This is a genomic window from Bradyrhizobium sp. LB13.1, from assembly GCF_054056815.1.
Genome location: NZ_JBSRYQ010000001.1, coordinates 5,026,344 through 5,039,838 on the forward strand (window position 1 = coordinate 5,026,344; position 13,495 = coordinate 5,039,838).

Here is a 13,495-nt window from a genome sequence, read left to right on the forward strand (position 1 = left end):
ACATGGGGCTTGAAGCCTTCCTGCCGGTGGCTTTCGTCATCGGCTACCTGCTCGGCTCGATTCCGTTCGGGCTGATTCTGACCAGGCTCGGCGGTACACAGGATCTGCGCTCGATCGGCTCCGGCAGCATCGGCGCCACCAACGTGCTGCGCACGGGGCGCAAGGGCCTCGCCGCGGCAACCCTGCTGTTCGACGCGCTCAAGGGCACCGTGGCCGTGGTGATCGCCGGCTACATCGCGGGTCCCAATGCCGCGATGCTGGCCGGGCTCGGCGCCTTCCTCGGCCATCTCTTCCCGGTCTGGCTCAAGTTCAAGGGCGGCAAGGGCGTCGCCGTCTATATCGGCATCCTGCTCGGCCTGATCTGGCCCGCAGCGGTGGTGTTCTGCCTGCTCTGGCTCGCCACCGCAGCCACGACCCGCTACTCATCGCTCTCGGCGCTGGTGGCGGCTTTCATCACGCCGATGTTCCTGTGGTGGTTCGGCCAGCCTGCATTGTCTGCGCTATCAGCCGTGCTGACGCTGCTGCTGTTCTACGCGCATCGCGAGAACATCAAGCGGCTACAATCGGGCAAGGAAAGCCGCATCGGCGAGAAGGCCTGAGCCGGGCATCTACGGATACCGAAGTGGCCCCCTTCTGCATTATGTCCCAAATGCTGTTCGCAACTTGCCGCCGAATCACGGCTGTATGGTGGAATGGGTTCCTGGCCTGGCCCTGATCATGGGCATGGCTCTACGCGGTTGCTCAGAATGAGCGAGAAAATTGTCGGCGCGCACGTTGAAGGTGGCTTGCAGGGCACGGCGGCTAGCCGGCTGCTCTCGATGACGGACATCTGGTCCAGTGTGCCCTCGCCGTTTCCTGCTCCCAAGCCTGTGCCCGTTTCGCCCCCAGCGCCGCAGCCTGCTCGCATCGCGCAAGCTCCTCTGACGGTTGAGGCCGTGATCGCGGCCGCACCAGTTGCGCCGGCGCGGCCCAGCGCCAACCCATGGCCGCCGCAGAAATTGTCGCTGGCACTCCAGGGCGGCGGCACCTTCGCCGCCTTCACCTGGGGCGTGCTGGAGCGACTGCTGGAAGAGCCATCCATCGCGATCGACACCATCAGCGGCGCCAGCGCCGGCGCCATCAACGCGCTGCTGCTCGCCTCCGGTTTCGCGGAAGGCGGTCGTGAAGGCGCGCGCGCGCGGCTGAACCGGTTCTGGATCCGCCTGATGCACGAGGCCTCGTTCCGATCGCTGATGTTGATCGGCGGCTTCTCGCCGGCGGGAAGCTCGGTCGCGTTCGGTCCGACGCTGCGCTCCGGCCAGTTCGATCCGTTCGATCTCGATCCGCTGCGGCAGGCGCTGTCGCGCGACATCAACTTTTCCGCCTTGCGCGACGCGCGCTGCCCGAAGCTTCTGATCGCGGCGACGCGGATCTGCGACGGGCAGCAGCAGATCTTCCGCAACGACGCGATCACCGCCGACGTCGCGCTGGCCTCGACCTGTCCGCCGCTGGTTCACTGCGCCGTGGAGATCGACGGCGAGGCCTATTGGGACGGCGGCCTCGGCGGCAATCCGCCGCTGCTGCGGCTCGTGCAGGACACAACAAGCTCCGAAATCCTGCTCGTCCAGGTCACGCCGGCGCGCGACAGCTACGTGCCGATCACGCTCGCTGCGATCGACCGCCGGCTCGACCAGATCGCGGCCAATGCCGCCCTCAATGCCGAGATCGCGGCAATCGAATGGACGCAATCGCACGCGGCATCTTCGCTGCGGCTCTCCAGGATCGCCGCGGAAGATTTCGTCGACGGGCTGGCGCAGCGCTCATCCACCGATCTCGGCCGCGGCTTCATTCGCACGCTGCACCGGAGTGGGCGCGAGGCCGCGGAGTGCTGGCTCGGGCAAGGCGCGACAGGCGCGGAGGCCAAACGCGCTCTTCCCGCACCTGAACCGGCGCTAGCCTGATTTCGCCAACGCGTTCTCCAGGAACCACGCGGCAGCAAGCGCGCCGGGATCGTTGCCGAATCGCGCGATCACCTGCACGCCGATCGGCAAGCCCGCGACCTTGTGCACCGGCACGTTGACGCAAGGATTGCCCATCAGCGTCCAGAGCCTATTGTAGCGGGGGTCGCCGGTGGAGGCGAGGTCCTTGGCCGGCGGCGTGCCCGGCGCCGAATAGGTGAGCAGCACGTCGACGCCCTCGAACAATTCACTGACCTCGCGGCGGCCGCGGCGGCTGGTCCGGCGTGCGTCGTCGTAGTCCTTCGGCGTCAGGCCGACGGTCGCATCGAGGCTGGCGCGCAGCATCGGCGCGATCTCGTCGTGATGCTCCGAAAATTCCCAGGCGAGCGCGCGATGCGCCTCAAAATCCTGGATGATCGGATGGATGCGCCAGGCCTCCTGCACCGCCTCCGGCAGATCGATGGTCTTCACGCTGGCGCCGGCCTTCTCGGAGGCCTTGATCGCGGCTTGCAGCCCCTCTTCGGCCGCCGGCTCCACGGCGCCGGCAAACTCCTGCCTGACCACGCCGATGCGCGGCGCCTTCGCCGCGACGATGCCGGAGAATTCGGTGCGACCGGTCATCGCCAGCAATCCGCGCGCGAGATCTTCCGCGTGCGCCCCGAACAGGCCGACCGTGTCGAGCGCCCACGAATAGCATTTGACGCCGACCGTCGGCAGCATCCGGAACGACGGCTTGATCGCAGCAGCCCCGCAATAGGCCGCAGGCCGGATCACCGAGCCGCCGGTCTGCGTGCCCAGCGCCAGCGGGATCATGCCGGCACCGACGGCCGCGGCCGAACCGGAGGACGAGCCGCCCGGCGTATGGCCGAGATTGTGCGGATTGAGCGTCGGGGTCGGATCGCGCGAGGCGAATGCCGTGGTCGTGGTCTTGCCGATGATGGTGGCGCCCGCCCGCTTCAGCATCATCACGACAGGCGCGTCCGCGCGCGGCTGCCAGCCGCGATAGATCTCCGAGCCCATCTCGGTCGGGAAATCGGCGGTGTCGATGATGTCCTTGATCCCGACCGCGATGCCGCGCAGCGGACCGGAGGCTTGCGCCTGCGCAGACTTGTCGTGACGGACGAAGGCGTGGACCTCCTTCTCCCGGGCCTCGATCGCCGCGTGCGATTGCGCGATGGCGGCCTCGGGCGAAAGCTCGCCGGCTTCGATGCGGCGCTGGAGATCGGCGAGTGAGATCATGGCAATACCCTTCTTATTGCCATCGCTTTTAGCATCGCGACGAGACCGCGCAAGCGCACGTCACTGTTGCCCACGCCCTCAGGTTGTTCCATGCTGCGCCTGCAAGGAGCCGCCGTGGACGCCATCAATCCCAGCGTGGAGCTGACCGAGGCCGACAGGCTCGACCGCCTGCGGCTGATCCGCTCCGACAATGTCGGGCCGCGCACCTTCCGTTCGCTGGTCAATCATTTCGGCACGGCCCGCGCGGCGCTGGAGCGGCTGCCTGATCTCGCAAGCCGTGGTGGCGCGCAGCGTTCGGCGCGCATCTGCAGCGCCGACGAGGCGAAGGCCGAGCTTGCCGCAAGCCGCAGGTTCGGCATCGCCTGGCTCGCGCCCGGCGAGGATGGTTATCCGACCCGGCTCGCAACGCTCGACGATGCACCGCCGCTGCTCGCCGTGCGCGGCGACAGTGCAACGTTAATGCGGCCGATCATCGCCATCGTCGGCTCGCGCAACGCCTCGGGCGCTGGACTGAAATTCGCCGGTCAGCTTGCCCGCGAGCTTGGCGAGGCCGGCTTTATCATCATCTCGGGGCTCGCCCGCGGCGTCGACCAGGCCGCGCATCGCGCCAGCGTCGAAAGCGGCACGATCGCGGTGCTCGCCGGTGGACATGATTGCATCTACCCGCCCGAGCACGGCGATTTGCTGGCTTCCATCCTCGACCACGAAGGCGCGGCGATTTCCGAGATGCCGCTCGGCCACGAGCCGCGCGCCCGCGACTTTCCCCGCCGCAACCGGCTGATCTCGGGCGCAGCGCTCGGCGTGGTCGTGGTGGAGGCGGCGCACCGCTCGGGCTCGCTGATCACCGCACGCATGGCGGCCGAACAGGGCCGCGAAGTGTTCGCGGTCCCCGGCTCGCCGCTCGATCCGCGCGCCGCCGGCACCAATGATCTGATCAAGCAGGGCGCGACGCTCGTCACCGAAGCCGCCGACGTCGTCAACGCGATCCAGCCGATCATGGAGCGGCCGCTGATGCATCCGGCGAGAGAACCCGACAGCGAGCCGTTCGAGAGCGATCCGCAAGGGCACGACCGCGACCAGATCACCGGCCTGCTCGGCCCCACGCCTGTCACGATCGACGATCTCGTACGGATGTCGGGCGCCTCGCCCGCGATCGTGCGCATCGTGCTCCTGGAGCTGGAACTCGCCGGCCGGCTCGAGCGCCACGGCGGTGGTCTGGTGTCGCTGCTTTAGGTTTCGTTGCGCTGATCGAAACGCGTCCTTGCAGCCTCGATTTGCGCCAGATGGTCCATCGCCCATTTGCCGAGAGCTTCGACGGGCTGCGACAGCCCGCGGCCGAGATCGGTCAGCTCGTAGTCTACGCGCGGCGGAATGGTCGGAAAGATCGTGCGCGTGACGAGGCCGTCGCGCTCCAGCCCGCGCAGCGTCAAGGTCAGCATCCGCTGCGAGATGCCGTTGATCATGCGCTTGAGCTCGTTGAAGCGCCTCGGCCCGCCCCCAAGCATCATGATCACGAACACGCTCCATTTGTCGCCGACGCGGGACAGCACGGAGCCGACCCCGCGGCAGTCCGCATGGTTGGGATCCGGCCTCGGTGAGGCAGGCAAATCGATGTGTGCAGGTTTCAGGGATGTGCCCATGGCTCAAAAAAGTGCGTTCTTGCGGGGATTTCGATAGTCACTCATGTAGCTCTGGTTACAAACATATACCAGGGTGACCCCAAATGAAACTCCTCCATCTCGACTCCAGCGTGCTCGGCCCCCACTCCGTCTCCCGGCAGGTCTCCGCCGCTATCGTCGACCGGCTCCGACAGGCGACGCCGTCGCTCGACATCGTCTATCGCGATCTGACCCAGACCCCCCTCGCCCACCTCTCCGGCTCGCACCTCGCCGCCGCACAAGGCGCACCTGCGCCGGCGGAGCTCGGACCCGATCTTGCCGCGAGCGCGGCGGTGCTGGACGAGTTCCTGGCCGCCGACATCATCGTGATCGGCGCACCCATGTACAATTTCACCATTCCCAGCCAGCTCAAGGCCTGGATCGACCGGGTCCTGGTGGCGGGAAAGACGTTCAGCTACGGGGCGAACGGACCGCAGGGTCTTGCCGGCGGCAAGCGCGTGATCGTGGCTATCTCGCGCGGCGGCTATTACGGCCCAGCCGCGCTCGGGGAGCATCTCGAAACCTATCTGCGCTGGGTGTTCGGCTTCATCGGCATCACCAGCCCCGAGTTCATTTTCGCCGACGGTATTCAGGTTGGTCCGGATCACCGCGAGAAAGCGGTGGCTGGCGCACTTGAGGCGGCCACCAGCTTGCGCGCGGCGTAAAGCTTACGCCGACACCAGCCGCTGCCGGACTCCGGCGGCGGCTGAGAGTTCGACGAAACTAAAACCAGGCGCCCTGAACGCCGAGAATGACGGCGACGAGCGAAACGAACAGACCGATGCCTGAGAAAAGAGCCACCCCGATGAACTCGGAGGTGTCGGACCGCTTGGCGGGAATGGCGGAACGTTCGGCGTAAATACGCGGTGCTGAAATCGACGAAGAAATGCGAGCTGCCTTCGGCATATCGGGCTCCCTTGAAAATGAGTCTTGTGACCCTCTGCCCGTAAAAGGGTCTTTGCAGCGCAAGCGAAGGTTCAACGCCTCACGCAAGGTTCAGAAAAAGGTCTCGCAGGACGAGGGAACCGGCCGGCGCAACCGCTTGCCGCGGCGCCGACCGATTCAATTTTCGCAAAGATTGATCAGCCGCGATAGATCGGCGCGCCGCTCGGAGAAGCGACCGCGCCACCGTCGACGAAGATCTCCTGGCCCTGCACATGCGCGGAATCATCGGAGGCGAGGAACAGCACCGTCTTCGCAACGTGATCTGTTTCACCAATGCGGCCGAGCGGCGTCGACAGCGAGATCCGCTTCTCGAACGCCTTCTCGGCTTCGGGTGTCGCGGTCGCAGGTCCCCAGATTGGCGTACGGGTCGCGCCGGGCGCGACCACGTTAACGCGGATGCCGCGCGGCGACAGTTCTGATGCCATGACCCGCGCCATCGCGCGCACGCCCGCCTTCGCAGCTCCGTAAGCCGAGTAGCCGGGAATGCCGAGCACGGAGATCACCGAGCCGTTGAGGACAATCGAGGCATTATCGTTGAGATAGGGCAGCGCCGACTGAACGGTGAAGAACACGCCGGTGAGGTTCGTGCGGATGACCTTCTCGAAGACCTCCAGCGTCGACGAACCGAGCGGCGTGCCGCCGGCGATCCCGGCATTGGCGAACACGATGTCGAACTTGCCGAATTTTTCGGCGCCCTTCTTGATTGCAGCTTCCGTCGCGGCGATGTCAGTGGCGTCGGCAGCGAGCGCGAGCGCGTTCGGGCCAAGCTCTTTCGCCGCCGCCTCCAGCGTCTCCTTGTTGCGCCCGGTGATCACCACCTTGGCGCCCTCGGCCACGAAAAGTTTCGCCGTTGCCAATCCAATGCCGCTGTTGCCGCCGGTGATCAGGGCCGTCTTGTTCTTCAGTCTCACGCTCGCCTCCAGTGGTTGCATCATAAAACTAGATTGCCATCTAGGGCCTATGGTTTTATGATGCAACCACACAAGCGCGTGACTGATGTCAAAACGCACGGCACGACGGAACGAAGACGATGGTGAAACGAACGAGCTTCGAGGGCGATGCCTGCCCGATTGCGCGATCACTGGACGCAATCGGCGACTGGTGGTCGCTGCTGATCATCCGCGAGGCGCGGTTCGGCCTGCGCCGCTTCGGCCAGTTTCAAAACAAGCTCGGCATGGCCAAGAACATTTTGTCCGCGCGCCTGCGTGTGCTGGTCGACCACGGCATTCTGGCAACCGCCCCCGCTTCCGACGGCAGCGCGTATCAGGAGTATGTGCTGACGGAGAAGGGCCGCGGCACCTTCCCGATCCTGGTGGCGCTGCGGCAATGGAGCGAGGAATTCGACGATCACCCGGAGGAGATCGCGACGATTCTGGTCGATCGCGAGAAGGGCCGCCCGGTGAAGAAGCTCGAAATGCGCGCCGAGGACGGGCGGCTGCTCAGTCCCGCGGATACGATGCTGAAGCCGCGGCCGGCGCCGCGGCGGCGGTCGGCTGCAGCGCGCTCAGATCGTTGACCGTCATGCTGAGGTGCTCGTCCTGCAAAGCAGGGCGAGCCTCGAAGGATGACAGCCTGGCTGCATCCCAGCCGCTCATCCTTCGAGGCTCCCGGCGCGATGCCATGCATCGCGCCGCTCACACCTCAGGATGACGGGTCTGATACTGGCCGGCGCCCTCACGACAGCTTGCGCTTGCTCCGCAGCCGCAGATGCTCGTCGGCTTCCAGCTTGGTCATCCCCAGGAGATAATGCAGCACGTCGAGCTTGTGCCGCTCGGCGAGCTTGCGCAATGCGCCGACCTGCTCGGTGATGAAGGCTACCGCCTCCTCGACGCCGCCCTCGCCCGGTTCCTCGTGACGCGAGCCTCCCGACGCGCCTGATACGGCGCGCGCCCGCTTCTTTCCTGGCCTAGTCACCAGACCCCACCTGAATCCATATCCCCGCAGAAACATTACGCCGACATCGACCGCAACTCAAAGGTGGTATTTTGCAACTTTCTCGATATGAAACTTTTCCCATCGGGACGGCTTTCAACAGCCCTCGATTTGACAGCGAGGGTCGCACCACCCATGTTCGGGACGAAACGGCCGACCCGAATCTCATCGAATTCGGCCCCAAATTTCCCCGTAAGTTACTGGAACTACATGAATATCGTCATTGTGGAGTCGCCGGCGAAAGCCAAGACGATCAACAAGTATCTGGGCTCGTCCTACGAGGTTTTGGCCTCGTTCGGCCATGTCCGGGACTTGCCTGCGAAGAACGGCTCCGTCGATCCCGATGCCAATTTCAAGATGATCTGGGAGATCGACCCCAAAGCGGCCGGCCGGCTCAACGACATCGCAAAATCCCTGAAGGGCGCTGACCGCCTGATTCTCGCGACCGACCCTGATCGCGAGGGCGAGGCCATCTCCTGGCACGTGCTGGAGGTGCTGAAAGAGAAACGCGCGCTGAAAGACCACAAGATCGAGCGCGTGGTGTTCAACGCCATCACCAAGCAGGCCGTCACGGACGCGATGAAGAATCCGCGCCAGATCGACGGCGCGCTGGTCGACGCCTACATGGCGCGCCGCGCGCTGGACTATCTGGTCGGCTTCACCCTCTCCCCCGTGCTGTGGCGCAAGCTGCCCGGCGCCCGCTCGGCCGGTCGCGTGCAGTCGGTGGCGCTGCGGCTGGTGTGCGACCGCGAACTCGAGATCGAGAAGTTCGTCGCCCGCGAATACTGGTCGCTGGTCGCGACCCTGCTGACGCCGCGCGGCGATGCCTTCGAGGCGCGTCTCATCGGCGCCGACGGCAAGAAGATCCAGCGTCTCGACATCGGCACCGGCGCGGAAGCGGAAGACTTCAAGAAGGCGCTGGAAACAGCGGCCTTTGCCGTTACCTCCGTCGACGCCAAGCCGGCCCGGCGCAATCCGCAGGCGCCCTTCACCACCTCGACGCTGCAGCAGGAAGCCAGCCGCAAATACGGCTTTGCGCCGGCGCACACGATGCGCATCGCGCAGCGGCTTTATGAGGGCATCGACATCGGCGGCGAGACCACCGGACTCATTACTTATATGCGTACCGACGGCGTGCAGATCGATCCGTCCGCGATCACCCAGGCGCGCAAGGTGATCGGCGAGGATTACGGCAACGCCTACGTGCCCGACGCGCCGCGCCAGTACCAGGCCAAGGCCAAGAACGCCCAGGAAGCGCACGAAGCAATCCGCCCGACCGACATGTCCCGCCGCCCCGACAGCATGAGCCGCAGGCTCGATGCCGATCAGGCGAGACTCTACGAGCTGATCTGGAAGCGCACCATTGCGAGCCAGATGGAATCGGCCGAACTCGAGCGCACCACGGTCGACATCACGGCGAAAGCCGGCGGCCGCACGCTGGATCTGCGCGCGACCGGCCAGGTGGTGAAGTTCGACGGTTTCCTCGCACTCTATCAGGAAGGCCGCGACGACGAGGAGGACGAGGACTCCCGCCGCCTGCCCGCGATGAGCCCGAACGACGCACTGAAGCGGCAGTCGCTCGCCGTCACCCAGCACTTCACCGAGCCGCCGCCGCGCTTCTCCGAGGCCTCGCTGGTCAAGCGCATGGAAGAGCTCGGCATCGGCCGACCCTCGACCTATGCCTCGATCCTCCAGGTCCTGAAGGACCGCGGTTACGTCAAGCTGGAGAAGAAGCGCCTGCACGGCGAGGACAAGGGCCGCGTCGTGGTCGCGTTCCTCGAAAGCTTCTTCGCCCGCTACGTCGAATACGACTTCACTGCCAATCTGGAAGAGCAGCTCGACCGCGTCTCCAACAACGAGATCTCCTGGCAGCAGGTGCTGAAGGATTTCTGGACCGGCTTTATCGGCGCCGTCGACGAGATCAAGGATCTGCGCGTCGCGCAGGTGCTCGACGTGCTCGACGAGGTGCTGGGACAGCACATCTATCCGCCGCGCACGGATGGCGGCGACATCAGGCAGTGTCCGAGCTGCGGCAACGGCCGGCTCAACCTCAAGGCCGGCAAGTTCGGCGCCTTCGTCGGCTGCTCGAACTATCCGGAATGCCGCTACACCCGTCAGCTTGCCGCCGACGGCGAGGCGACCGCCGACCGTTCGCTTGGCCAGGATCCTGATACTGGTCGTGATGTCTGGGTCAAGGCGGGTCGGTTCGGGCCCTACATCCAGCTCGGCGAGGCCAAGGATTATGCCGAAGGCGAGAAGCCGAAGCGCGCAGGCATTCCGAACGGCACCTCGCCCGGCGATGTCGAGCTTGAGCTTGCGCTCAAATTGCTGTCGCTGCCGCGCGAGATCGGCAAGCATCCGGAGACCGGTGAGCCGATCACGGCCGGTCTCGGCCGCTTCGGGCCGTTCGTGAAGCACGAGAAGACCTATGCCAGCCTGGAGGCCGGCGACGAAGTGTTCGACATCGGTATCAACCGCGCGGTCACGCTGATCGCGGAGAAGATCGCCAAGGGCCCGAGCCGCCGCTTCGGCGCCGACCCCGGCAAGGCGATCGGCGATCATCCCACCCTCGGCACCGTCACGGTGAAGGGCGGCCGCTACGGCGCCTATGTCACAGCCGGCGGCGTCAACGCGACGATCCCGAGCGACATCGAGAAAGACGCCATCACGCTGCCGCAGGCGATCGCGCTGATCGACGAACGCGCGGCCAAGGGTGGCGGCAAGAAACCGAAGAAGACGGCGAAGCCGGCCAAGGCCAAGGCCAAGAAGGCCGCGGGCGGCGATGACGCCGCGCCAAAAACCAAAAAGCCGGCCGCGAAGAAGGCGGCCAAACCTAAATCCGAATCCACCAGCAAGGCGCGCGCCGCCGTGTCGTCGTCGGCCAAGACTTCGGCCATCAAGACGTCGCCGACCAAGGCAGCTGGCGCCAAAGCTCCGGCCAAGAAGAGTGCCGGCACCAATTAGAGGCTAAGTGAAACGTAACAATGGCCGTGGCTTTCCCGACCGGAACGCCATCGTCGCCTTCATCAAGGCAAATCCCGGAAAGGTCGGAACCCGCGAAATTGCGCGCGAGTTCGGCCTGAAGAACGCCGATCGCGTCGAGCTCAAGCGCATGCTCCGCGAGCTCGCCGACGACGGTCTCGTCAAGAAAAAACGCCACACCATCTCCGAGCCCGACAGCCTGCCGCCGACGCTGGTCGCCGACATCACCGGCCGCGACGCTGACGGCGAGCTGGTCGCCTCCCCCACCGAATGGGACGAGGTCGAAGGCGGCGAACCGCCAAAGATCCTCATCACAATGCCGCGCCGGCCAAAGCCTGGCACCGCGGCCGGCGTCGGCGATCGCGCGCTGCTGCGCGTCGAGCGCTCCGATGAGACCGAAGGCCCGGCCTATCGCGGCCACATCATCAAGGTCTTCGACAAGACCAAGACCCGCATCCTCGGCGTCTTCCGCAGCCTGCCCGAAGGCGGCGGACGGATCATTCCGGTCGACAAGAAGTCCGCCGACCGCGAGCTGAACATCGCCCCGACCGAGATGCACGGCGCGCAGGACGGCGATCTCGTCAGCGTCGACATCATCCGCTCGCGCGGCTTCGGCCTGGCATCAGGCCGCGTCAAGGAGAAGCTCGGCTCGGTCAAGTCGGAGAAGGCGATCAGCCTGATCGCGATCTACGCGCACGACATTCCGCTGCAATTCCGCCCCGCGGCAGAGCGCGAAGCCGAAGCGGCTGAGCCGGCCAACCTGAAAGGCCGCGAGGACTGGCGCGACGTCCCGCTGGTCACCATCGATCCGCCGGACGCGAAAGATCACGACGACGCGGTGCATGCGCAGCCGGATGACGATCCCCACAACAGAGGCGGCTTCATCGTCAACGTCGCCATTGCGGACGTGAGCTTCTACGTCCAGCCGGGCACCGCGCTCGACCGCGACGCGCTCGACCGCGGCAACTCGGTCTATTTCCCCGACCGCGTCGTGCCGATGCTGCCTGAGCGCATCTCCAACAATCTCTGCTCGCTGGTGCCGGGCGAGCCGCGCGGCGCGCTCGCGGTGCGGATGGTGATCGGCCCCGACGGCCGCAAGCGCTCGCATACGTTCCACCGCATCCTGATGCGTTCGGCAGCGAAGCTGAGTTACGCGCAGACGCAGGCCGCGATCGACGGCCGGCCCGACGACACCACAGGCCCCCTGCTCGATCCGATCCTGAAACCGCTCTATGCCGCCTATGCCTGCGTCAAGCGCGCGCGCGACGAACGCGATCCGCTCAATCTCGATCTGCCCGAGCGCAAGATCCTGCTGAACAGCGACGGCACGGTCGACCGCGTCGTCGTGCCTGACCGGCTCGACGCGCACAAGCTGATCGAAGAGTTCATGATCCTCGCCAACGTCGCGGCGGCGGAGATGCTCGAGAAGAAGTCGCTGCCGCTGATCTACCGCGTGCATGACGAGCCGACGCTGGAGAAGGTCCACGCGCTCAGCGAGTTCCTGGCGACGCTGGACGTCCCCTTCGCAAAGGGCGGCGCGCTGCGTCCCGCTCTGTTCAACCGCGTGCTGGCGCAGCTCGAAGGCCACGACCACTTTCCGCTGGTGAGCGAAGTCGTGCTGCGCGCCCAGGCGCAGGCGGAATATTCCTCGGAGAATTACGGTCATTTCGGCCTGAACCTGCGCCGCTATGCACATTTCACCTCGCCGATCCGCCGCTATGCCGACCTCGTCGTGCACCGCGCCCTGGTCCGCGCGCTAGGCCTCGGCGACGGCGCGTTGCCCGACAGCGAGACGCCGGAAACTCTCGGCGAGGTCGCCGCCCACATCTCGGTGACCGAGCGCCGCGCGATGAAGGCGGAGCGCGAGACCGTCGACCGCCTGATCGCCCATCACCTCGCCGACCGCATCGGCTCGAGTTTTCAGGGCCGCGTCTCCGGCGTCACGCGCGCCGGCCTGTTCGTCAAGCTGGCCGAGACCGGCGCCGACGGATTGATCCCGATCCGATCCCTCGGCGCGGAATATTTCAACTATGACGAAGGCCGCCACGCGCTGGTCGGCACGCGCAGCGGCACCATGCATCAGCTCGGTGACGTCGTCGCCGTCCGCCTGATCGAAGCAGCACCCATCGCAGGCGCGTTACGCTTCGAGCTGCTGTCCTCCACGGGCGAAACCGCGCCACGGCACCGCAGGTCATCTGGTCCGCAACGCCGCCCCTCGTTCAAGGCGCATCCCGGGCGTAGTCCAGCCAAGAAAGGCAAGCCGGAGAAGCAGAAGAAGCCCGGTAGGGGCAAAAAGGCCAAGGGAAAAGGCAAAGGACAGAAGGGCAAGGCGTGGTGACAACAAGCACAGCCCCAAAAATCTGGACCCGCGAGACCGGCCTCGTCGAGAAGCGCGACGTCTGGACTGCCATGAAGCGCGGCTTTCGCGGCCGCTGCCCGCGCTGCGGCGAAGGAAAGCTGTTCCGCGCCTTCCTGAAGACCGCGGACAATTGCTCCAGATGCGGCCTCGATTTCACGCCGCATCGCGCCGACGATCTGCCCGCCTATCTCGTCATCGTCATCGTCGGCCACATCGTGGTGCCGACTATTTTGTGGATCGAGACCAACTACACCACGCCGGTCTGGATCAGCTTCGCGGCCTACCTGCCCTTCACCTTCGTCGCCTCGCTCGCACTGCTGCAGCCGGTCAAGGGCGCCGTGGTCGGATTGCAATGGGCTCTGCGTATGCACGGGTTTGACGAGAACCCACAGGATGGTATTCCGCCGGTGTAAGCAAAATAAACAAGAAGCGGTTTGGGTGAG

General features: G+C 65.7%; 13 protein-coding genes. 8 read left to right on the forward strand and 5 right to left on the reverse strand.

Features of this window, described 5'->3' with window-relative positions:
- Window positions 1–2: 2 nt before the first annotated feature.
- Window positions 3–599, forward strand: a complete 597-nt coding sequence (gene plsY / locus ACVWYI_RS24050) for a glycerol-3-phosphate 1-O-acyltransferase PlsY (RefSeq protein WP_456664569.1) — start codon at window positions 3–5, stop codon at window positions 597–599.
- Window positions 600–746: 147 nt separating this feature from the next.
- On the forward strand, window positions 747–1,940 hold the full coding sequence (locus tag ACVWYI_RS24055; RefSeq protein ID WP_456663376.1) for a patatin-like phospholipase family protein: 1,194 nt from the start codon (window positions 747–749) through the stop codon (window positions 1,938–1,940).
- Here ACVWYI_RS24055 and ACVWYI_RS24060 read toward each other — a convergent pair.
- Entirely contained in the window at window positions 1,932–3,176 is a 1,245-nt protein-coding gene (locus ACVWYI_RS24060; RefSeq protein WP_456663377.1) for an amidase, read from the reverse strand. The two genes, ACVWYI_RS24055 and ACVWYI_RS24060, sit on opposite strands and share 9 nt — an antisense overlap.
- A gap of 90 nt (window positions 3,177–3,266) precedes the next feature.
- Here ACVWYI_RS24060 and dprA point away from each other — a divergent pair, with 90 nt between their 5' ends.
- Complete coding sequence (gene dprA, locus ACVWYI_RS24065; protein ID WP_247444308.1) at window positions 3,267–4,409, forward strand: DNA-processing protein DprA; 1,143 nt, start codon at window positions 3,267–3,269, stop codon at window positions 4,407–4,409.
- Here dprA and ACVWYI_RS24070 read toward each other — a convergent pair.
- On the reverse strand, window positions 4,406–4,816 hold the full coding sequence (locus ACVWYI_RS24070; RefSeq protein WP_247340636.1) for a winged helix-turn-helix transcriptional regulator: 411 nt from the start codon (window positions 4,814–4,816) through the stop codon (window positions 4,406–4,408). The two genes, dprA and ACVWYI_RS24070, sit on opposite strands and share 4 nt — an antisense overlap.
- A gap of 83 nt (window positions 4,817–4,899) precedes the next feature.
- Here ACVWYI_RS24070 and ACVWYI_RS24075 point away from each other — a divergent pair, with 83 nt between their 5' ends.
- Window positions 4,900–5,499: an FMN-dependent NADH-azoreductase gene (locus tag ACVWYI_RS24075; RefSeq protein ID WP_456663378.1), complete on the forward strand. Its 600-nt coding sequence runs from the start codon at window positions 4,900–4,902 to the stop codon at window positions 5,497–5,499.
- A 58-nt stretch (window positions 5,500–5,557) separates the two neighbouring features.
- Here the strand turns inward: ACVWYI_RS24075 and ACVWYI_RS24080 are convergent, their stop codons facing one another.
- Together ACVWYI_RS24080 and ACVWYI_RS24085 are read right to left on the reverse strand one after the other, a co-directional pair.
- Complete coding sequence (locus ACVWYI_RS24080) at window positions 5,558–5,740, reverse strand: hypothetical protein (protein WP_247340638.1); 183 nt, start codon at window positions 5,738–5,740, stop codon at window positions 5,558–5,560.
- Window positions 5,741–5,916: 176 nt separating this feature from the next.
- Window positions 5,917–6,690, reverse strand: coding sequence for an SDR family oxidoreductase (locus ACVWYI_RS24085; RefSeq protein ID WP_456663379.1), 774 nt, complete (start codon window positions 6,688–6,690; stop codon window positions 5,917–5,919).
- A 119-nt stretch (window positions 6,691–6,809) separates the two neighbouring features.
- Between ACVWYI_RS24085 and ACVWYI_RS24090 the strand changes: the two genes are divergently transcribed.
- Window positions 6,810–7,295, forward strand: a complete 486-nt coding sequence (locus ACVWYI_RS24090; RefSeq protein ID WP_247340640.1) for a winged helix-turn-helix transcriptional regulator — start codon at window positions 6,810–6,812, stop codon at window positions 7,293–7,295.
- Window positions 7,296–7,453: 158 nt separating this feature from the next.
- Here ACVWYI_RS24090 and ACVWYI_RS24095 read toward each other — a convergent pair whose 3' ends face one another.
- The gene (locus ACVWYI_RS24095) at window positions 7,454–7,693 is read right to left on the reverse strand and encodes a hypothetical protein (protein WP_456649601.1); all 240 of its coding nucleotides are present in this window, start codon (window positions 7,691–7,693) and stop codon (window positions 7,454–7,456) included.
- Between the two features lie 228 nt (window positions 7,694–7,921).
- Between ACVWYI_RS24095 and topA the strand changes: the two genes are divergently transcribed.
- The 3 genes from topA to ACVWYI_RS24110 are packed head-to-tail and all read left to right on the forward strand — an operon-like array spanning window position 7,922 to window position 13,465.
- On the forward strand, window positions 7,922–10,675 hold the full coding sequence (gene topA / locus ACVWYI_RS24100; protein ID WP_456649600.1) for a type I DNA topoisomerase: 2,754 nt from the start codon (window positions 7,922–7,924) through the stop codon (window positions 10,673–10,675).
- 7 nt (window positions 10,676–10,682) lie between these two features.
- Complete coding sequence (rnr, locus tag ACVWYI_RS24105; protein ID WP_456663380.1) at window positions 10,683–13,031, forward strand: ribonuclease R; 2,349 nt, start codon at window positions 10,683–10,685, stop codon at window positions 13,029–13,031.
- On the forward strand, window positions 13,025–13,465 hold the full coding sequence (locus tag ACVWYI_RS24110; protein ID WP_247444317.1) for a DUF983 domain-containing protein: 441 nt from the start codon (window positions 13,025–13,027) through the stop codon (window positions 13,463–13,465). Before rnr ends, ACVWYI_RS24110 begins: the two co-directional genes overlap by 7 nt.
- Window positions 13,466–13,495 lie beyond the last annotated feature (30 nt).

Bases quoted from the DNA above. Each gene is read 5' to 3' on its own strand.
- plsY (WP_456664569.1), top strand. From the start codon at position 3: ATGGGGCTTGAAGCCTTCCTGCCGGTGGCTTTCGTCATCGGCTACCTG.
- ACVWYI_RS24055 (WP_456663376.1), top strand. From the start codon at position 747: ATGAGCGAGAAAATTGTCGGCGCGCACGTTGAAGGTGGCTTGCAGGGC.
- ACVWYI_RS24060 (WP_456663377.1), bottom strand. From the start codon at position 3,176: ATGATCTCACTCGCCGATCTCCAGCGCCGCATCGAAGCCGGCGAGCTT.
- dprA (WP_247444308.1), top strand. From the start codon at position 3,267: ATGCTGCGCCTGCAAGGAGCCGCCGTGGACGCCATCAATCCCAGCGTG.
- ACVWYI_RS24070 (WP_247340636.1), bottom strand. From the start codon at position 4,816: ATGGGCACATCCCTGAAACCTGCACACATCGATTTGCCTGCCTCACCG.
- ACVWYI_RS24075 (WP_456663378.1), top strand. From the start codon at position 4,900: ATGAAACTCCTCCATCTCGACTCCAGCGTGCTCGGCCCCCACTCCGTC.
- ACVWYI_RS24080 (WP_247340638.1), bottom strand. From the start codon at position 5,740: ATGCCGAAGGCAGCTCGCATTTCTTCGTCGATTTCAGCACCGCGTATT.
- ACVWYI_RS24090 (WP_247340640.1), top strand. From the start codon at position 6,810: ATGGTGAAACGAACGAGCTTCGAGGGCGATGCCTGCCCGATTGCGCGA.
- topA (WP_456649600.1), top strand. From the start codon at position 7,922: ATGAATATCGTCATTGTGGAGTCGCCGGCGAAAGCCAAGACGATCAAC.